The organism is Aureimonas mangrovi, from assembly GCF_014058705.1.
Taxonomy (GTDB): domain Bacteria; phylum Pseudomonadota; class Alphaproteobacteria; order Rhizobiales; family Rhizobiaceae; genus Aureimonas; species Aureimonas mangrovi.
Window position 1 is genome coordinate 3215226 of sequence record NZ_CP059692.1, and the last position, 17301, is coordinate 3232526.

Consider the following 17301-nt stretch of genomic DNA (forward strand, 5'->3'; position numbering starts at 1 on the left):
TCAAAGCCAGGGCGGCAGCTTGTCGAGGGCGATGAGCTCCTCGATCGTCTGGCGCGGACGCACGGCGAAGAAGGCATCGTCCTTGACCATCACCTCGGCGATCAGCGGCCGGGAGTTGTAGGTGCCGGACTGCACCGCGCCATAGGCACCCGCGGAGGCGACGGCGATCAGATCACCGGCCTTCAACGGCGGCAGCGCCCTGTCCTTGGCCAGATAGTCGCCGCTCTCGCAGACCGGCCCGACGACGTCGGCGACGACGCGCGCTGGCTCGGCCGCTTCCACAACCGGGCGGATGTCGTGCCAGGCTTCATAAAGCGTCGGGCGGATGAGATCGTTCATCGCGGCATCCACGATCACGAAGGTGCGGCCCGCCTCCTCCTTCACGTAGAGGACGCGCGAGACGAGGATGCCGGCGTTCGCCGCGATGAGGCGGCCCGGCTCGAAGACGACCTTGCAGCCGAGGTCGCGCACGTGCCGCTTGACGATCTGCGCATAGGCCGGCGGTTCGGGCGGCGCGTCCATGTCTGAGCGATAGGGCACGCCGAGGCCCCCGCCGAGATCCACGTGGTCGATGCGGTGCCCGGCCGCGCGAAGCCGGCCGACCAGCTCGGCGAGCTTGGCGAAGGCGAGATCGAAGGGCTCCAGATCGGTGATCTGCGAGCCGATATGCATGTCGATGCCCGTCACTGCGATGCCCGGCAGCGCCGCGCCCCGCGCATAGATCTCCTCGGCGCGCGCGAAGGCGACGCCGAACTTGTCGCCCTTCTTGCCGGTCGAGATCTTGGCGTGCGTGCGCGCGTCGACATCCGGGTTGATGCGAAAGGAGACATGCGCGGTGCGGCCGAGTGCGACGGCGCGCGCCGAAACGGCTTCCAGCTCGGGCTCCGATTCGACGTTGAAGCAGAAGATGCCGGCTTCGAGCGCGGCGTCGATCTCCTGCGCCGTCTTGCCGACGCCGGAGAACATGATCTTCTGCGCCGGGATGCCGGCGCTAAGCGCACGCGCGAGCTCACCGCCCGAGACGACATCGGCGCCCGCGCCGAGCGCGGCCAGCGTCGACAGGACGGCCTGATTGGAGTTCGCCTTCATCGCATAGCAGACGAGCGCGTCGATATCGGCGAAGGCCTCCGCGAACACGCGGTAGTGGCGCGTCAGCGTGGCGGTCGAATAGCAGTAGAACGGTGTGCCGACAGCTTCGGCGATCCGCGCGATGTCGACGCCTTCAGCGTGGAGGCGGCCGTCGACATACTGGAAGTGGTTCATGAAAGCGGCTCGGCGAAAGGCGCGGCGGCACCGGAACGGTTCAGTTGAGCAGGCCGTCGAGGATGAAGGGTCGCGGCTCGGCCCGCGGATTGGTGGTGATCTCGGCCGGCGAGACGTCCGTGTTGCCACCGGTGATGCCTGTCACGCGACCGAGCGCGGCGTCCTGCGGCTCGATGGCCGCCGGTCGCGGCTCCTGGCCCTCGGGCGTCGGCGGCACCGGCAGGTTCTTGCGACCGCACCCGGCCAGCGCCAGCGCGCCGGCGAGCACAATGACCATCATCCGCATCGTTCGCATGGAACCCCCGAGCAGTCCGGACAGGCCGCCCGGCGACCGTCCCGCAATTCCATAGACGCCTTTGGGGGCGAAATCACCCCTTCGCGCCGGCCTCGCGCGAAAGGCGTTCCCGCCAGTCGGCGACCTGGGCGCGCACATTGGCAGGCGCCGTGCCGCCGAAGGAGGTGCGGCTGGCGACCGAGGCATCGACCGACAGGACCGAATAGACCGCGTCGGTCAGGCGCGAATCGACGGCCTGGAGGTCGGCGAGCGGCAGGTCCTCCAGCGCCACGCGCCGCTCCTCGGCCAGCGCCACGATGCGGCCGGTGACGTGATGGGCCTCGCGGAAGGGCAGGCCCGCCTCGCGCACCAGGAAATCGGCGAGGTCGGTGGCGGTGGAGAAGCCGGCGCCGGCGGCGGCGCGCATCTTCGACGCGTTGACCTCTAGGTCACGCACCATGCCGGTGATCGCGGCGAGCGCCAAAGCCAGGCTGTCCACCGCGTCGAAGACCTGTTCCTTGTCCTCCTGCATGTCCTTCGAATAGGACAGCGGAAGCCCCTTCATCACCGTCAGCAAGGCGACCAGCGAGCCGTTCACGCGGCCTGTCTTGGCGCGCACGAGTTCGGCCGCATCCGGGTTCTTCTTCTGCGGCATGATGGAGGAGCCGGTGGAAAACGAATCGGACAGGCGCACGAAGTCGAACTGCGGCGTCGACCAGATGACGATCTCTTCGGCGAGGCGTGAAAGATGGGTCGCGCAGATCGAGGCGGTGGCGAGGAAGTCGAGCGCGAAGTCGCGGTCCGACACCGAATCGAGCGAGTTGCGCGTCGGGCCGGAGAAGCCGAGCGCGGCGGCCGTCGCGTGCCGGTCGATCGCAAAGCCCGTGCCGGCGAGCGCCGCAGCCCCGAGCGGGCACTCGTCGAGGCGCTCCAGCGCGCCCTTCACGCGCGAGCGGTCGCGTCCCGCCATCTCGGCATAGGCGAGGCAATGGTGCCCGAAGGTGACGGGCTGTGCGGCCTGCAGATGTGTGAAGCCCGGCATCACTGTGTCGGCGTGCTCCTCGGCACGCGCCACCAGTGCCTCGACCAGCCCCAGGAGCGCGCGGTCGAGATCGTTCAGCGCCGAGCGCACATACATGCGGAAGTCGACGGCCACCTGGTCGTTGCGCGAGCGCGCGGTGTGCAGGCGCCCGGCCGCCGGGCCGATCAGTTCGGCGAGGCGCGCCTCCACGTTCATGTGGATGTCCTCGCGGTCGCGGCGGAACTCGAAACGGCCCGCCTCGATCTCCTCACGGATGGTTGCGAGACCCTGCCTTATCTTGGCCGCGTCCTCCGCCGACAAGATGCCGGTATCGGCCAGCATGGTTGCGTGGGCGATCGAGCCTTCGATATCCTGGGCGTAGAGGCGCTTGTCGAAATCGATCGAGGCGTTGATCGCCTCCATCACCGCATCGGGGCCGCTGGCGAACCGGCCGCCCCACATTTCGTTGCCCGCACTCTTGTCCATGCTGTTCCCCGAAAGGTCTGTCCGCCAATGTCCGAGCCGCAGCGAAAGCCCGCCCGCCCCCTCGCCCGCCTGGCGGCGCTGGTCGCGGCAGGCGCCGTGGCGGGCGTTGTCGGCGTATACGTGATGGAGACGCGCTCTGGCAACGAAGCCTCGGCGCAGGGCGCGAGCTGTCCGGCGAGCGCCACCTACGCGGCGGCCGTCAGCGAGAACGCCCGCGGCGAAGTGGCGGCGATCGCGCCGCTGGACCGGCCCTTCGCGATGGGCTCGCTTTCCTTCACCGACACGGACGGCCAGCCCGCGAGCTTCGCAGACTTCACGGGCCGCACCATGCTGGTGAACCTCTGGGCGACATGGTGTGCGCCATGCCGCGCGGAAATGCCGGCGCTCGACGAACTGGAGCGGGAGGCCGGCGGCGAGGACTTCGCCGTGGTTCCCGTCAGCGTCGACATGGGCGAGGACGAAAAGCCCAAGGCCTTCTACGAGGAAATCGGCCTCACGGACCTGCCCTTCTTCCACGACGGGTCGATGGCTCTCTTCAACGATCTGAAGCGGGAGGGGCTGGCCTTCGGCCTGCCCGTGACCATCCTCGTGGACGAGGCGGGGTGCGCGCGCGCGGTGATGAACGGGCCGGCCGAGTGGGCGAGCCCGGACGCGCTGCGCCTCATCGACGCCGTCAAGGGCGCGAGCGTTTGAAACGAGACAACTTCCGAGGAACGATCATGATCCCGCAGGCCAGGCCCGCGACCCTTCCCGTTCTCTTCGGCTTGTGCGCCACCATCGTGACCGCGGGCTGTGTCGGCATGGAGAACGAGACCGACGCCTCCGCGTCTCTGGCACCCTTGACAGCCGAGGACGTCCAGTCGGCCGCGTTGCCGGGCGAACTCGGCTGCAGTTTCTCGACGCCTCAGGAAGGTCCTTTCCTTCTGGCGATGGGCGTCGTCGCATCCGACGAGCCGGCTGCCGGGCTCATCAAACCAGGGGAGACGGCAACGCGGATCTCGGCGCCGGGCGGTTTCGACGCCATGCTCGGCGGCGCCGCCTTCTCGGGCGAAGCAGGGACTGTGCGCGTGGTGCTTTCGGGGCCGGCGACGGGCGGCGGCGAATCGCCGCCGCGCCCCGCGAGCCTCACCTACGAGCCGGCGGGCGGCGCGCCGCAGACACTCGCTGGCCGCTGGGAATGCGGGCCGTAAGGCCGCTCACGCGGCGACATCGGCGAGTTCCGCCAACGGCTTCGGCTTGGCGAAGTGATAGCCCTGGAACAGCTTGCACCCGGCGGCGCGGGCGAGCACCCATTCTTCTTCCGTCTCGATACCCTCCGCCAGAATGGGGAGATCGAGAAGCCGGCCCGTCTGGGCGATCGCGCTGACGAAGACGTTGGCGACGGGGTCGACCGCAAGGCTCGATATGTAGCTGCGATCGACCTTGATGACGTCCACCGGCAGCTCGCGAAGCGCGCTGAACGAACAATGCCCTGTCCCGAAGTCATCGAGCGCGACGCGGAAGCCCATCGCCCGCAGCGTCTTCAGACGTTCCATCACCTCCACGCTCGCGCCGACGGCGAGATTCTCGGTGATCTCGATCACGAAGCTGGATGCGTCGAGCCCATGTTCGACGATCGCCTCGCGCAGCATTTCGACCAGTTCGTTGCGGCGAAGCTGGGCTGCCGAGACGTTGAACGACACATACTCGCCGGGAAGGCTCTCGAAGTCGCGGCAGATACGCCGGAACACCCACTTCCCGAGAAGATCGATCAGGGTCGATGCCTCGGCGACCGGGATGAAGTCGCCCGGCGGGATCATGCCGAGGCTCGGATGACGCCAGCGCGCCAGGGCCTCGACGCCGACACAGGTGCCGTTGGCATCGACCAGCGGCTGGTAATGCACGTCGAGATGATCGAGCAGGATCGCGGCACGGAGCTCGCGTTCGATGAAGCGGCGGTGCCGCTCTTCCTTGAGAAGCGCATCGTCGAAGATGGTCACGCGAGCGCGGCCGTTGCGCTTGCTCTCGTACAAAGCGAGATCTGCGAGAAGGATCAGGTCCTCAGCGAAGACGCTGTGCTCGGGCGAACGCGCGATGCCGATCGACACCGAAAGGTGGATCTGGCGCTCGAAGGCCTGCGCTGGGTGGCGCAGCGAAGTCAGAAGCATCTCGGCGCGCTCGACGCAGCGCCGAGCGCTGTCGTCGCGCACAAGGACGGCGAACTCGTCGCCGCCGAGCCGGCCGACCGTCGCGCCCGGAAAGATCGTCTCGACAGTCGAGACGAGATGCGTCAGCGCATAGTCACCGACATTGTGGCCGTAGCTGTCGTTCAGCTTCTTGAAATGGTCGAGGTCGATCAAGAGCAGCGCGACGGGTCGCGCCTTCTCGCTCGGCAGGCGCTGGTTGAGACGCATGGCCTGCTTCAGCTCGTCCACGAAGAAGCGCCGGGCAAGCGCGCCCGTCAACGCATCGCGCTGGAGGTCGGCGAAGCGCGCATCGTGCGCCAGAGCGTTCAAGGCAATACCGGCGACCATGCGGTCCCGGCTCCAGACGAGAAGGGCCAGCGATGCGATCGTCGCTACGGCGAGGATCGCGGCCGTCGTCGCCGAACTGATTGGCCGAGCCTCCGGCGGGAGAACCCAGAGCATCAGCGACAGAAGTAAAACGGTCGCCTGACATAAAACTGTCACGCGAAACCAGTGCGACGTATTCTCGATCATCGATCCCGGCTGAGACACGAAACTATCCTGCGCGACGTGACAGCGCGGTTTTAGGCAGCGGCTCTTAAGAAAGCTTCTCCGCCTACTGAATTTCCGGGCGTCTACCCCGAGGGAAGGCGCCCGGAAAGAAAGGTCAGACGGCGATCGCGCCCTGCCCCTCGTGCATTACGACGATGGGGCTTCCGTCACGAACATTGGCGTGGAGGTGAATCACGTCGTGGTTGAGGAGGCGGATGCAGCCTGACGAGACTTCGCGCCCAATCGACCAGGGTTGGTGCGTGCCGTGAACGCGATAGAGCGTGTCGACATTGCCCTGATGGATGTAGTGGGCGCGCGCACCGAGTGGATTGGTCGCGCTCGGTGCCATCCCGCCATTGGCGATGGAGTAGGGCTCGAGCTCGGGCTGGCGCGCGACCATGGAGTCCGGCGGTGTCCAGCGAGGCCACTCGCGCTTGTAGGCGACGCGCGCGCGACCCTGCCAGGCGAAGCCCTCGCGGCCGACGCCGATGCCGTAGCGCGTCGCCGTGTCGGGCCCAGTCACATGGTAGAGATACTTCGCCGCCGTATCGACGACGAGCGTGCCGGGCTGTTCGCCGCCTGAATAGAACACGCCCTCCTCGCGCCAGAAGGCCGGGTCTACCTCCCCCGGCTCGATCGCCGGGATCGGGAAGGGCTCGTCGTAGATGGCCTGGTACATCAGCGGCACGGCCGGTGGCGGCGGTGGCGCGGGTGGCTGGACGGGCACGGGCTCGGGCCGCGTCGAGACGCAGCCGGTGAGCGCGAGAGCGCCCAGACCGGCGATGAAGCCGCGGCGCGGCAGGAAGGGCCCGGATGCGGCGGCACGGCGCGCCCCGCTGTCCGGTCTGTCGATGACTGTCATGGCGATCCCCTCGGCGCGGGGCTCGCAATCAAGCGGAGATGGCCCGGCGCCTTGTCAGGCGTTGGTTCGGAAGATGGAGGACGTGCGGAGCATCGGCTTCGGCGGCTCGTCTATGCCGAGGATGCGCCAGAAGCCGCGATCAGCGTCCCTCACCCTGGTCAGCGAACGTTGTGCCGTGGGCGCGGAGAGGTCGTGGTCGACACCGTCGACGGAGACCATGGACTTGCAGGAGGGCCATGGCGTTTCCGGTGTGAGGACGCCGGCACTGCCTTCGGCCTCGCTCGAGAGGGTAACACAGACCTTCTGCCATCCGCCGAACTTGACGGCGGATGCAGCCGAGGTCGCGATACCGGCCTGGAAGCCGAGCGCGATGAAAAAGACCACGAAGAGATAGAGTCCGCCCCTCATCATCTCGCGACTAGCTCATGAACCGGGCGTAAATGGGGCTCAACGCGTCGGCACCGGCGTCTCCCCGCGATAGTCGTAGAAGCCGCGGCCGGCCTTTCGCCCGAGCCAGCCGGCCTCGACATACTTCACCAGGAGCGGGCACGGCCGATACTTGGAATCCGACAGCCCGTCATGCAGCACCTGCATGATCGAAAGACACGTATCGAGGCCGATGAAGTCGGCGAGTTGAAGCGGGCCCATCGGATGGTTGGCGCCGAGCTTCATCGCCGTATCGATGTTATCGACCGAGCCGACGCCCTCGTAGAGCGTGTAGATCGCCTCGTTGATCATCGGCATCAGGATGCGGTTGACGATGAAGGCGGGGAAATCCTCCGAGACGGTCATCGCCTTGCCGAGCCGCTCGACATAGGCGCGGGCGGCTTCGTAGGTTTCGTCGGAGGTCGCAATGCCGCGCACGAGCTCGACGAGCTTCATCACCGGCACCGGGTTCATGAAGTGGATGCCGAGGAAGCGCTCCGGCCGGTCGGTGGAGGCCGCGAGCCGGGTGATCGAGATCGACGACGTGTTGGTGGCGAGAAGTGCGTCGGGCCGCAGGACCGCGCAGATCTGCGCGAAGATGCGCCGCTTGATCGCCTCGTCTTCGTTCGCCGCCTCGATGACGAGATCGGCGTCGCCGAGGGCGCCCGCTCCGTCCGCCGCGATGATGCGCGAGAGGGCCGCTTCCTTGTCGGCCTCGGCGATCTTTCCCCCGGCAAGCTGGCGGTCGAGATTGGCCGCGATCGTTTCGACGCCCTTCTGGGCGCGCTCGTGGCTGACGTCGAAGATCGTCACCTCGTATCCAGCGAGCGCGGATACATGGGCGATGCCCGCCCCCATCTGCCCTGCACCGACGACGCCGATCTTCCTGATCTCGACCATGCCGTTTCCTCCCCGCTGTCCGTCAAACGGAAAGGGCGGCCAACGCCGCCCTTTCGATCTTCGCTGTCGTTCTCAGAGCTTGCCCTGCATCTCCGGCAGGATGGCAAAGAGATCGCCGACGAGCGAGTAGTCCGCGATCTGGAAGATCGGGGCGTCCTCGTCCTTGTTGATCGCGACGATGACCCTCGAATCCTTCATGCCCGCGAGGTGCTGGATCGCGCCGGAGATGCCGACCGCGATGTAGAGGTCCGGTGCGACGACCTTGCCGGTCTGTCCGACCTGCCAGTCGTTCGGCGCGTAGCCCGCGTCCACCGCCGCGCGCGAGGCGCCGACCGCCGCGCCGATCTTGTCGGCGAAGGGCAGGATCACCTCCTCGAACTTCTCCTTCGAGCCGAGCGCGCGACCGCCCGAGACGATGATCTTCGCGCCCGCCAGTTCCGGACGCTCGGAGGCCGCGACCTCCTCGCCGACGAAGCTCGACAGGCCGGGATCGCCGGCCGCCTCGACCGTCTCGACCGGTGCCGAACCGCCCTCGCCGGCCGCCTGGAAAGAGGCGGTTCGCACGGTGACGACCTTCTTGGCGTCGTTCGACTTCACCGTCTGCACGGCATTGCCGGCATAGATCGGCCGCGTGAAGGTGTCGGCGCCCTCCACCGCGATGACGTCAGAGATCTGCATGACATCGAGGAGCGCGGCGACGCGCGGCATGATGTTCTTGCCGTTGGTGGTCGAGGGGGCGACGATCGCGTCGTAGCCGCCCGCGAGCTTCACGACGAGGTCGGCCACCGGCTCTGCGAGCTGATGCGCATAGGCCTCGCCGTCGGCGAGAAGCACCTTGGCGACGCCCTCGAGCTTGGCGGCCGCATCGGCCGCGGACTGCGCGCCGTGGCCGGCGACCAGCACATGCACCTCGCCGCCCATGGCGGTCGCGGCCGAGAGCGCCTTGGCCGTCTGCTCGTTCAGAGTGGAATTGTCGTGTTCGGCCAGAAGAAGAGTGGTCATGATCGTAATCTCCCTTTCGGCCCTTTAGAGGACACCCGCTTCGTTCTTCAGCTTGCCGATGAGGTCATCGACGCTCGCGACCTTCACGCCGGCCTGGCGCTTGGCCGGCTCGGCGGTCTTGAGCACCTCCAGGCGCGGCGCTGTATCGACGCCGTAGTCGCCGGCCGCCTTCTCGTCGAGCGGCTTCTTCTTGGCCTTCATGATGTTGGGCAGCGAGGCGTAGCGCGGCTCGTTGAGGCGCAGGTCCGTGGTCACGATAGCCGGCATCTTGAGGTCCACGGTCTGCAACCCGCCATCGACCTCGCGCGTGACCTTGGCGCGCCCATCGGCGAGTTCCAGCTTCGAGGCGAAGGTACCCTGCGACCAGCCGAGAAGCGCGGCCAGCATCTGACCTGTCTGGTTCGCGTCGTCGTCGATCGCCTGCTTGCCGAGAATCACGAGGTCCGGGCTCTCGGCCTCGACGACGCCCTTGAGGATCTTGGCGACGGCCAGCGGCTCGACGGTGCCTTCGGCCTTCACGAGAATGCCGCGATCCGCGCCCATCGCGAGGGCCGTGCGGATGGTCTCGGCGGCCTGCGCCGGCCCGACCGAGACGACGACGATCTCCTCGACGCCGCCCTTTTCCTTCAGACGCAGGGCTTCCTCGACCGCGATCTCGTCGAACGGGTTCATGCTCATCTTGACGTTGGCAAGATCGACGCCCGTGCCGTCCGGCTTCACCCGGATCTTCACGTTGTAGTCGACCACCCGCTTGACTGCGACAAGGATCTTCATGCTCGCTCCCTTGCGGGCCGCACTTCGGACGCGGCCCCTGCTTCAACTCACCGGCCGGCAGGACGCCAGCCCGCAAACGGTTTTCAGCCTGCAAGGTGTTTTGCGCGCCGCGCCCTCAGATGCAAGCGGCCGCGTCATGAAATCATCGCACGCTCCGCCAAATCCCATCCGCCACAGGAAAGAGAGGCGACAGCCAGCACCCTGCGATCAGCGGTTCTGGCCCGGCACCCAGAGCACCTCGGCCTCCCCGCGGCCGTTGGCGTGGCGCGCGGCCACGAAGAGGAAGTCCGAGAGCCGATTGACGTAGCGCAGCGCCGGTGTCGCGACGGACTCCTGGCGAGCGAGCGTCACCATCACGCGCTCGGCGCGCCGGGCGACGGTGCGCGCCAGATGCAGATGGCTCGACAGGGGCGAGCCGGCCGGCAGCACAAAGGAGCGCAAGGGCGAAAGCTCCGCGTTCAGCGCATCGATCCGGGCCTCAAGCCAGTCCACCTGGGAGGGCGCCACGGTCAGAGGCTCGAAGGGCAGCGGCTCGTCGCCGGCGGGCGTTGCGAGTTCGGCCCCGAGATCGAAGAGATCGTTCTGGATGCGCGAGAGCGAGGTGTCCATCGCGTCGTCGGCGTAGAGCCGGGCGAGGCCGATCGCGGCATTCAGCTCGTCCACCGTGCCCACCGCCTCGAGGCGCGGATCGTCCTTCGGGCGCCGCTCACCGGTGACGAGCCCCGTCGTGCCGCCATCGCCCGTGCGGGTGTAGATCTTGTTGAGCTTGACCAATGCGCGCCTCCCAGCGGTCGCTCAACGCGAGAAGTAGAGGACGGCGACGATGACGGCGACGGCGATCGCCTGGAGCATGATGCGCATGCGCATCAGCTTCTGCGAGGTGTTGCCCGGTCCCCCGACCATCATGTTGCGCAGGCCCGCAAGGAGCACGCCTGCGGTTGCGATCATGAAGATGACGGCGAGGATAGAGAGGAAGGTCGACATGGCGTCCATCGCATTCGTGACGGCCGGAACGGGCCGCCGACACCGTTTCATATAACGACGCGCGAGCCCGCAGGCGAGGCCGGAAGCGGCGGCGGCTGGTCGCAAGTCCTTGTCTGAAGCCCTTCTCCCAAGCGCTCGTAACCTTTTCGTTCGCGCCGCAACTTCGTAGAAGCGGGAGACGCCATTGCCGGCATCAGACGGCGGAAGCTTCTCTTGCAGACCATCCTTCTCATCATCGCCCCGATCTTCGGCCTCATCGCGCTCGGTTACGCGGCTGCGAAGTCCGGCTACCTGCCCGCGTCGAGCGCCGACGGCCTCGCGCAGTTCGTCTTCGGCATCGCGATGCCGGCGCTCCTCTTACGCACAGTCGCCACGGCCGACTTCGGCGGCGTACAGCCGGCACCGCTCTGGCTGGCCTACTTCGCCGGCGTCATCGTCACCTACGGGCTCGCCATGATCCTCACCCGGCGCCTCGGGCGCGTCGACAGGCGATCGAGCGTCGTCGCCGGAGTGGCGACCAGCTTCTCCAACCTTGTCTTCATCACCATCCCCGTGGTCGATCGCATCTACGGTACGGCCGGGCTCGGCGTCCTCGCACTCCTGTTGACGATCCACCTGCCGATCATGGTGACGGCCTCCACCCTCCTGATCGAGCGCGCCGCGCTGCAGGATACGCGTGACGGCCTCGTCACAGGGGGTGCGGCCTTCGACATGCACGCCGCGCTGCGCCGTATCTGGCGCTCCCTGTCGCGCAACGCCCTCATCATCGGCATCCTGTGCGGCAGCATCTTCCAGGTGCTGGGCCTGCCGGTCGCGGGGCCGTTCGGCGAGATCGTCAATACCGTCGCAAGCACTGCCGGACCCCTCGCGCTCATTGCGCTCGGCCTCTCGCTGCCGCGCTACAAGATTGGCAGCGACCTCAAGCTGCCGCTCGTCCTCGCCTCACTCACCCTCGTGCTGCAGCCGGCGATCGTCTGGCTGGCAGGCCAGGCCCTCGGCCTGTCGCCGCTCTGGCTCCAGGTCGCCGTTCTCGGGGCCGCCGCGCCCCCCGGCGTCAACGCCTATCTCCTGGCGGTCCACTTCAAGTCCGGGGAGCACCTCGCCGCGACGCTGACGGTTGTCGCGACAGTTATCTCGGCCGTGACGCTCAGCCTCTGGATCCTCGTCCTCGTTCCCTGAGCTTCAGAGCCCGACCATGCGCCGAATGTCGCGCGGGCTCATGCCGGCAGCGCGTGCGGTCGCGAGGGACGTGTCCCCCGCGCTTTTGGAGAGCTTGCGCCCGTCGCCTCCGAGCACGAGACGGTGGTGATGATAGACCGGCGCGGGCAGGCCGAGGAGGAATTGGAGGACGCGGTGGACGGATGTGGCGGGCAGGAGATCCCGTCCGCGCACGACGTCCGTGATGCCCTGCAAGGCATCGTCGACGACGACGGCGAGATGATAGCTCGTCGGCACGTCCTTGCGCCCGAGGACGACGTCGCCCCACAAGGCGGGCTCCGCCGCGACATCGACGACGCCGCCTTCGTCGCCGCCCGCCTCGGTCCAGACGAGATCGCCGGTCCGCCCGAGGGCGCGTTCCATGTCGAGACGCCATGCGAAGGGCTCGCCGCCGGCGATCCGTGCAGCGCGCTCGCCTTCCGGAAGATTGCGGTCGAGCGCGGGATAAAGGAGCGCGCCGTCCGGGTCTCGAGGCCAGGGCGTGCCCGTCGCCTCCTCGTGACGCGCGGCATAGGCCCGAACCTCGCCGCGCGTCATAAAGCCCGGATAGACGAGCCCCTCGCCCGCCAGTGCCTCGATGACCTCGAGATAATCCTCGAAATGCTCCGACTGCCGTCGCACCGACCGGGCATATTCGACGCCGAGCCACTCGAGATCCTGCACGATAGCCGTCTCGAAGGCGCGCGAGCAGCGCGCGCGGTCGATGTCCTCCATGCGTAGAAGAAGGCGCCCGCCCGCTTCGCGGGAGAGATCATGGTTGAGAAGCGCGGAATAGGCGTGGCCGAGATGCAGCGCGCCGTTCGGGCTTGGCGCGAACCGGAAGACGCGGTTGCCGGGCTCGGTCATCGTCTCTCCTTTCGACGCGTGAGCTATAGTGATTCGATGAGCCGATGACGAGGACCGCATGATCGAGACCGAGGACGACATCGAGCGCGCGCTCGACGCGCTACGGGCCGCCGACCCGCGCCTCGTGAAGGTCGTCGAAATTGCCGGAATCGTCCCTCTGCGCCGATCCGAGGCGGGCCTGCCCGGCTTCGTGTCCACCATCGTCGCCCAGCAGGTATCGAGGGCGAGCGCGGCCGCGATCTTCGGCCGGCTGGCCGCCCTCGTTGCGCTCGACGACGCCGCCGCACTCCTCGCCGCCACCGACGATGACTTCCGCATCGCCGGCCTCTCGCGCCCGAAGCAACGGACGATCCGCGCCATCGCGGCCGCCATCGCCGATGGACGGCTCGATCTGGGGCGAATCGCCCGCGCTGATGCCCCCGAAGCGATCGCGGAGATGACTGCCGTCCACGGCATCGGCGTCTGGACGGCCGAATGCCATCTCCTCTTCGCGCACGGTCACGAGGACGTCTTTCCAGCCGGCGATCTCGCCCTGCAGGTGGCCGTCGCGCACGCATTCGACATGCCAGAACGTCCAAAGGAGAAGGCGCTGCGGGCCATCGCCGCGCTCTGGTCGCCGCATCGTGCCGTCGCGGCACGTCTCTTCTGGGCCTACTATCACGCGATCACCAGACGCGACGCGGCCCCTGCGCAGCCCAAGGTCGCGCCCGGCACGCAAGCTGTGGGTGAAAAAGTCGCGGGCGCTCGAGCATCTTCACAAAGGCGACGTGATAGCGGAAGATAAGGAACTGCAAGCATTGGACTGTACGGAAGCTTCGCCTTCGTCTGGACCGATCACGATCCTCGCGCAGGCACCGCTTTCGGATAAGGAGACGCTCCTTGACGATCGCAGTGCATTCCGGGTTGTCGCCTGCGCTCGTGCTGAACGCGGACTTCAGGCCCCTCAGCTACTATCCCCTGTCGCTCTGGTCGTGGCAGGACGCCATCAAGGCCGTGTTCCTCGACCGGGTCACCATTCTCGCCGAATACGACCACGCGGTCCGCTCGCCGTCCTTTTCCATGCGGCTGCCCTCGGTGGTCTGCCTGAAGGCCTACGTGAAGCCGGCCAAATATCCGGCGTTCACGCGCTTCAACGTCTTCCTGCGGGATCGGTTCGAATGCCAGTACTGCGGCTCGCCGCACGACCTCACCTTCGACCACGTGGTCCCGCGCTCGCGCGGCGGCCTGACGACGTGGGAGAACGTCGTGGCAGCCTGCTCACCCTGCAACCTCAAGAAGGGTGGGCTAATGCCGAAGGCGGCGGGCATGATCCCGCACCAGACTCCCTACCAGCCGTCGATGCACGATCTGCACAATAACGGCCGGCTCTTCCCGCCGAACTACCTGCACGAGAGCTGGCTCGACTATCTCTACTGGGACAGCGAGCTCGACCCCGAATAGGTCCTCGCCGGCGGATCAGTGCGCGGAGAACCGGTCTCCGCGCGACAGGCCGGCCCGCAGCGAGATCCCCGCGAGGATCAGTGCCGCGATGGCGTTCCAGCCGGCAAGCGAGACGCCGAAGATCCGCAGCGCCGCATCCTCGCAGGACGGCCCACGCACCGTATCGAGCTGCGAGAGAAGATCGCCGCCCATGTCGAAGCCCGCGACGGCGCCGCAATCGGTCGGCCCCGCCCACCAGCGCCATTCGACGCCCGCATGGAAGATGCCGAGATAGGCCGCGTAGAGCATCGCTACGCCGACCGCGACGAGAAGCAGGCGCGTGAGGATCGCGGGCCCGCTTCGCAGAGCCGAGATGAGCGCAACGAAGGCGATCGGGATCGCCACGTAGTAAGGGGTGCGCTGTTCGAGGCAGAGCGCGCAAGGGATGTATCCGCCGATATGCTGGAAGGCGAGTGCGCCACCCACCGTCGCCGCCATGCCGACCATGGAAAGCGCCGCGCCGAGGGTTTGCCGGCCGCCGGTCGGTTGCTTGAGTACGAAGGTATCGGGCATGGCAGTGCGTCTCGTTGGATGCGTCGGCTGGCGATAGCACGGATCGCGCAGCCGACGCTCGCTCTTTCGAGAGGGAAAAAGCCGACGCTGTCGCCGTTAGTTGGCCTCCACCGCTGCAGCGTAGTTCTGCGAGACCTGCTCCCAGTTCACCACGTCCCACCACGCCGACAGATAGTCCGGCCGCGCGTTGCGATAGGTGATGTAATAGGCATGCTCCCACACGTCGTTGCCCATGATCGGCGTGCCGGGTTCCTCGGCCACGTCCATCAGCGGATTGTCCTGGTTGGGCGTCGAAGTGACGGCGAGATTTCCGTCCGGATCGACGATCAACCACGCCCAGCCCGAGCCGAACTGCCCGGCGCCCGCCTCCTCGAAGGCGGTCTGGAACTCCTCCATCGAGCCGAAGGCGGTGTCGATCGCCTCTGCGAGTTCGGGCGAGGCTTCGCCCCGTTCGCCCTCGGGCGCCATGAGCTGCCAGAAGAAGCTGTGGTTCCAATGGCCGCCGGCATTGTTGCGCACCGCGTCCGGCAGCGTGCCGGCACCGGCGACCAGTTCCTCCAGCGTCATTGCGGAGAGCGCGTCATCGGTCTCGACGGCCTCGTTGAGATTGTCGACATAGGCCTGATGGTGGCGGCCGTGATGGATCTCCATCGTCTCCGCGTCGATCGCCGGGACGAGCGCGTCCGTGGCGTAGGGCAGGTCCGGCAGGGTGAAAGGCGCCGTGGTCGCGCCGACATCCTCGGCCTCCTGCGCGGAGGCGGGCGCGGCCGTGAGGGCGGCGGTGGCGAAAAGCGCCGAGAGCGCTGCTTTGCGGAACATCGGGTGTCCTTCCTTGTACCGATCGTCTCCGCCCCAATGCGCGAGAGGCCGGGACGTATCCCTGACGCTCGCGTGATCGAGGCATGCGCTGCGCTTCGCTGGCGGGTGGTGACAGCGAAACGGTTTCCTGCCATTGGCATGGAGATGAAGGTCATTCGGCAGATTTTGGGAGACAGGCTTTCCGGAGGCGCCGCCGCCGCCCTCGCCGGCTACTTCCTGCTGCTGCAGGCCTTCCTCGCCGCCTTCACCTGCGGCATGACGATGGACGCGGTTGCCGCTCCGCATTTCGTCTTCTGCCAGCCGGGCACGCCCGAGGCGGCCGCGTCCACTCAGACGGACGGCACCACAAACGATCCGTTGTGCCGTGACTGCCCCTGCATCGTGACGCATGGCGCCGAGTTCGAAGCTCCGCCAGTCGTATTCGGCGGGGACATCGGCCCGGCCTTCGCAAGGGACGACCCGCATTTTGCGCTGACGTCCCTCGATCCTCGACGCGAGGACGACTTCCATCTGCGTGATCCCGCCCGCACGCGCGGCCCGCCGCCCCTCTCCGTCTGACGCCCAGCATCCCCGAGGCACACGCGACACGTCGCGCCCTCATGATCACGGACATCCGGAGAGATTCCATGCGTATTCTTCACGCGGCCTCGCTTGCCGCCGCCCTCCTCACCGCCGGCTCGGCCCTCGCGCACGATTATCGCGCGGGCTCCGTCGAGATCGACCATCCCTGGTCGCGCGCGACGCCGCCCAACGCCAATGTCGGCGGCGGCTATCTGACCCTTCGCAACGACGGCGAGGAACCCGATCGCCTGATCGGCGGCTCGAGCCCGGCGGCCGAGCGCGTCGAGATCCACACGATGGAGATGGAAGGCGACGTCATGCGCATGCGCCAGCTTCCCGACGGCGTGGAGATTCCTGCCGGCGGCACCGCCGAGCTCGCGCCCGGCGGCATGCATTTGATGCTGATCGGGCTAGCCGCGCCGCTGGTCGAGGGCGAGCGCGTGCCGTTGACCCTCGAGTTCGAGAAGGCCGGCTCGGTCGAGGTCGAGCTCGCCATCGATGCGATAGGTGCGGGCGGGGCGGCCGACGCCCATTCGGGCCACTGATGCGCCGCGCGCGCATCGTGCTTCTGGCGGGGGCCGCGATCGCGGTCCTCGCCTCCGCCTATGCGGCTTCGCTGGTCGTCTCGCGCGGGCCGGTAGCCGGCAGCGGAGGGCTTGTTTCCTCCACCGGGACGGCTGCGATCGGCGGGCCATTCTCGATGATCGACGACCGGGGCGAGCGCGTGACGGAGGCCGACCTGACCGGGAAGCCCTCGGTGATCTTCTTCGGCTTCACCTACTGTCCGGACGTCTGCCCCACGACACTGTTCGAGCTGACGGCACTAATGGAGCGGCTCGGAAGCTCCGCCGACGACGTCAACTTCGTGATGGTCAGCGTCGATCCCGAGCGCGATACGCCCGAGATCCTGCACGAATACGTCAAGGCGTTCGACCAGCGTTTCCGCGGCTTCACCGGAACGCAGGAAGAGGTCGATCGCATCACCGAGGCCTACAAGGTGCAGGTGGAGCGCGTGGAGACCGAGCAGAGCTACACAATGAACCACACGGCATCCGTCTACCTGATGGACTCAGACAACCGGTTCTTCGGCACGATCAGCTACCACGAGGATCAGAATGCGGCCCTCGCCAAGCTGGAACGGCTCGCAGGCGCTTAA

Annotated in this window: 22 protein-coding genes; 8 read left to right on the plus strand and 14 right to left on the minus strand. The window is 67.4% G+C overall.

From position 1 onward, the window contains the following. From lysA to argH, 3 genes are all read right to left on the minus strand, one after another. On the minus strand, positions 1-1263 hold the full coding sequence (lysA, locus tag H1343_RS15535; RefSeq protein ID WP_185983738.1) for a diaminopimelate decarboxylase: 1263 nt from the start codon (positions 1261-1263) through the stop codon (positions 1-3). Positions 1264-1303: 40 nt separating this feature from the next. Further along, positions 1304-1543 (minus strand): hypothetical protein, encoded by a 240-nt coding sequence (locus H1343_RS15540; RefSeq protein WP_185983739.1) that lies wholly within the window; start codon positions 1541-1543, stop codon positions 1304-1306. Between the two features lie 88 nt (positions 1544-1631). Then, positions 1632-3044, minus strand: coding sequence for an argininosuccinate lyase (argH, locus tag H1343_RS15545; RefSeq protein WP_246333154.1), 1413 nt, complete (start codon positions 3042-3044; stop codon positions 1632-1634). Positions 3045-3071: 27 nt separating this feature from the next. Between argH and tlpA the strand changes: the two genes are divergently transcribed. Both tlpA and H1343_RS15555 read left to right on the plus strand, forming a co-directional pair. Beyond that, on the plus strand, positions 3072-3737 hold the full coding sequence (tlpA, locus tag H1343_RS15550) for a thiol:disulfide interchange protein TlpA (protein ID WP_185983740.1): 666 nt from the start codon (positions 3072-3074) through the stop codon (positions 3735-3737). Between the two features lie 26 nt (positions 3738-3763). Next, complete coding sequence (locus H1343_RS15555; RefSeq protein ID WP_185983741.1) at positions 3764-4234, plus strand: hypothetical protein; 471 nt, start codon at positions 3764-3766, stop codon at positions 4232-4234. Between the two features lie 6 nt (positions 4235-4240). Here H1343_RS15555 and H1343_RS15560 read toward each other — a convergent pair whose 3' ends face one another. The 8 genes from H1343_RS15560 to H1343_RS15595 form a co-directional block, all read right to left on the minus strand. Next, on the minus strand, positions 4241-5743 hold the full coding sequence (locus H1343_RS15560; RefSeq protein WP_185983742.1) for a putative bifunctional diguanylate cyclase/phosphodiesterase: 1503 nt from the start codon (positions 5741-5743) through the stop codon (positions 4241-4243). Positions 5744-5876: 133 nt separating this feature from the next. Further along, positions 5877-6623, minus strand: coding sequence for a L,D-transpeptidase (locus H1343_RS15565; protein ID WP_185983743.1), 747 nt, complete (start codon positions 6621-6623; stop codon positions 5877-5879). Positions 6624-6677: 54 nt separating this feature from the next. Further along, on the minus strand, positions 6678-7034 hold the full coding sequence (locus tag H1343_RS15570) for a hypothetical protein (RefSeq protein ID WP_185983744.1): 357 nt from the start codon (positions 7032-7034) through the stop codon (positions 6678-6680). Between the two features lie 36 nt (positions 7035-7070). Continuing rightward, positions 7071-7949 (minus strand): 3-hydroxybutyryl-CoA dehydrogenase, encoded by an 879-nt coding sequence (locus H1343_RS15575; protein WP_185983745.1) that lies wholly within the window; start codon positions 7947-7949, stop codon positions 7071-7073. Positions 7950-8021: 72 nt separating this feature from the next. Then, positions 8022-8951, minus strand: coding sequence for an electron transfer flavoprotein subunit alpha/FixB family protein (locus tag H1343_RS15580; protein WP_185983746.1), 930 nt, complete (start codon positions 8949-8951; stop codon positions 8022-8024). Positions 8952-8975: 24 nt separating this feature from the next. Then, the gene (locus H1343_RS15585; RefSeq protein ID WP_185983747.1) at positions 8976-9725 is read right to left on the minus strand and encodes an electron transfer flavoprotein subunit beta/FixA family protein; all 750 of its coding nucleotides are present in this window, start codon (positions 9723-9725) and stop codon (positions 8976-8978) included. A gap of 207 nt (positions 9726-9932) precedes the next feature. Then, positions 9933-10499 (minus strand): cob(I)yrinic acid a,c-diamide adenosyltransferase, encoded by a 567-nt coding sequence (locus H1343_RS15590; RefSeq protein WP_185983748.1) that lies wholly within the window; start codon positions 10497-10499, stop codon positions 9933-9935. 21 nt (positions 10500-10520) lie between these two features. Beyond that, positions 10521-10709, minus strand: coding sequence for a twin transmembrane helix small protein (locus H1343_RS15595; protein ID WP_185983749.1), 189 nt, complete (start codon positions 10707-10709; stop codon positions 10521-10523). A 213-nt stretch (positions 10710-10922) separates the two neighbouring features. Here H1343_RS15595 and H1343_RS15600 point away from each other — a divergent pair, with 213 nt between their 5' ends. Continuing rightward, positions 10923-11888: an AEC family transporter gene (locus tag H1343_RS15600; RefSeq protein WP_185983750.1), complete on the plus strand. Its 966-nt coding sequence runs from the start codon at positions 10923-10925 to the stop codon at positions 11886-11888. A gap of 3 nt (positions 11889-11891) precedes the next feature. On the opposite strand, the gene gluQRS is transcribed toward H1343_RS15600, so the two are convergent. Further along, positions 11892-12773, minus strand: coding sequence for a tRNA glutamyl-Q(34) synthetase GluQRS (gluQRS, locus tag H1343_RS15605; RefSeq protein WP_185983751.1), 882 nt, complete (start codon positions 12771-12773; stop codon positions 11892-11894). A gap of 58 nt (positions 12774-12831) precedes the next feature. Between gluQRS and H1343_RS15610 the strand changes: the two genes are divergently transcribed. After that, on the plus strand, positions 12832-13557 hold the full coding sequence (locus H1343_RS15610; protein ID WP_185983752.1) for a DNA-3-methyladenine glycosylase family protein: 726 nt from the start codon (positions 12832-12834) through the stop codon (positions 13555-13557). A 95-nt stretch (positions 13558-13652) separates the two neighbouring features. Next, entirely contained in the window at positions 13653-14213 is a 561-nt protein-coding gene (locus tag H1343_RS15615) for an HNH endonuclease (protein WP_185983753.1), read from the plus strand. 15 nt (positions 14214-14228) lie between these two features. Here the strand turns inward: H1343_RS15615 and H1343_RS15620 are convergent, their stop codons facing one another. Beyond that, a complete protein-coding gene (locus H1343_RS15620) occupies positions 14229-14765 on the minus strand; it encodes a disulfide bond formation protein B (RefSeq protein WP_185983754.1) in 537 nt (178 codons plus the stop codon). A 96-nt stretch (positions 14766-14861) separates the two neighbouring features. Then, on the minus strand, positions 14862-15584 hold the full coding sequence (locus H1343_RS15625; protein WP_185983755.1) for a superoxide dismutase: 723 nt from the start codon (positions 15582-15584) through the stop codon (positions 14862-14864). Between the two features lie 144 nt (positions 15585-15728). Here H1343_RS15625 and H1343_RS15630 point away from each other — a divergent pair, with 144 nt between their 5' ends. The 3 genes from H1343_RS15630 to H1343_RS15640 all read left to right on the plus strand — a co-directional run bounded on the left by H1343_RS15630 (position 15729) and on the right by H1343_RS15640 (position 17301). Continuing rightward, positions 15729-16142: a hypothetical protein gene (locus tag H1343_RS15630; RefSeq protein WP_185983756.1), complete on the plus strand. Its 414-nt coding sequence runs from the start codon at positions 15729-15731 to the stop codon at positions 16140-16142. A gap of 68 nt (positions 16143-16210) precedes the next feature. Beyond that, entirely contained in the window at positions 16211-16690 is a 480-nt protein-coding gene (locus tag H1343_RS15635; protein WP_246333155.1) for a copper chaperone PCu(A)C, read from the plus strand. Then, a complete protein-coding gene (locus tag H1343_RS15640; protein WP_185983758.1) occupies positions 16690-17301 on the plus strand; it encodes an SCO family protein in 612 nt (203 codons plus the stop codon). Before H1343_RS15635 ends, H1343_RS15640 begins: the two co-directional genes overlap by 1 nt.

Excerpts from the sequence above, each read along its gene's own strand:
- lysA (WP_185983738.1), bottom strand. The coding sequence starts at position 1,263 with ATGAACCACTTCCAGTATGTCGACGGCCGCCTCCACGCTGAAGGCGTC.
- H1343_RS15540 (WP_185983739.1), bottom strand. The coding sequence starts at position 1,543 with ATGATGGTCATTGTGCTCGCCGGCGCGCTGGCGCTGGCCGGGTGCGGT.
- argH (WP_246333154.1), bottom strand. The coding sequence starts at position 3,044 with ATGGACAAGAGTGCGGGCAACGAAATGTGGGGCGGCCGGTTCGCCAGC.
- tlpA (WP_185983740.1), top strand. The coding sequence starts at position 3,072 with ATGTCCGAGCCGCAGCGAAAGCCCGCCCGCCCCCTCGCCCGCCTGGCG.
- H1343_RS15555 (WP_185983741.1), top strand. The coding sequence starts at position 3,764 with ATGATCCCGCAGGCCAGGCCCGCGACCCTTCCCGTTCTCTTCGGCTTG.
- H1343_RS15560 (WP_185983742.1), bottom strand. The coding sequence starts at position 5,743 with ATGATCGAGAATACGTCGCACTGGTTTCGCGTGACAGTTTTATGTCAG.
- H1343_RS15565 (WP_185983743.1), bottom strand. The coding sequence starts at position 6,623 with ATGACAGTCATCGACAGACCGGACAGCGGGGCGCGCCGTGCCGCCGCA.
- H1343_RS15570 (WP_185983744.1), bottom strand. The coding sequence starts at position 7,034 with ATGATGAGGGGCGGACTCTATCTCTTCGTGGTCTTTTTCATCGCGCTC.
- H1343_RS15575 (WP_185983745.1), bottom strand. The coding sequence starts at position 7,949 with ATGGTCGAGATCAGGAAGATCGGCGTCGTCGGTGCAGGGCAGATGGGG.
- H1343_RS15580 (WP_185983746.1), bottom strand. The coding sequence starts at position 8,951 with ATGACCACTCTTCTTCTGGCCGAACACGACAATTCCACTCTGAACGAG.
- H1343_RS15585 (WP_185983747.1), bottom strand. The coding sequence starts at position 9,725 with ATGAAGATCCTTGTCGCAGTCAAGCGGGTGGTCGACTACAACGTGAAG.
- H1343_RS15595 (WP_185983749.1), bottom strand. The coding sequence starts at position 10,709 with ATGTCGACCTTCCTCTCTATCCTCGCCGTCATCTTCATGATCGCAACC.
- gluQRS (WP_185983751.1), bottom strand. The coding sequence starts at position 12,773 with ATGACCGAGCCCGGCAACCGCGTCTTCCGGTTCGCGCCAAGCCCGAAC.
- H1343_RS15610 (WP_185983752.1), top strand. The coding sequence starts at position 12,832 with ATGATCGAGACCGAGGACGACATCGAGCGCGCGCTCGACGCGCTACGG.
- H1343_RS15620 (WP_185983754.1), bottom strand. The coding sequence starts at position 14,765 with ATGCCCGATACCTTCGTACTCAAGCAACCGACCGGCGGCCGGCAAACC.
- H1343_RS15625 (WP_185983755.1), bottom strand. The coding sequence starts at position 15,584 with ATGTTCCGCAAAGCAGCGCTCTCGGCGCTTTTCGCCACCGCCGCCCTC.
- H1343_RS15630 (WP_185983756.1), top strand. The coding sequence starts at position 15,729 with ATGAAGGTCATTCGGCAGATTTTGGGAGACAGGCTTTCCGGAGGCGCC.
- H1343_RS15635 (WP_246333155.1), top strand. The coding sequence starts at position 16,211 with ATGCGTATTCTTCACGCGGCCTCGCTTGCCGCCGCCCTCCTCACCGCC.
- H1343_RS15640 (WP_185983758.1), top strand. The coding sequence starts at position 16,690 with ATGCGCCGCGCGCGCATCGTGCTTCTGGCGGGGGCCGCGATCGCGGTC.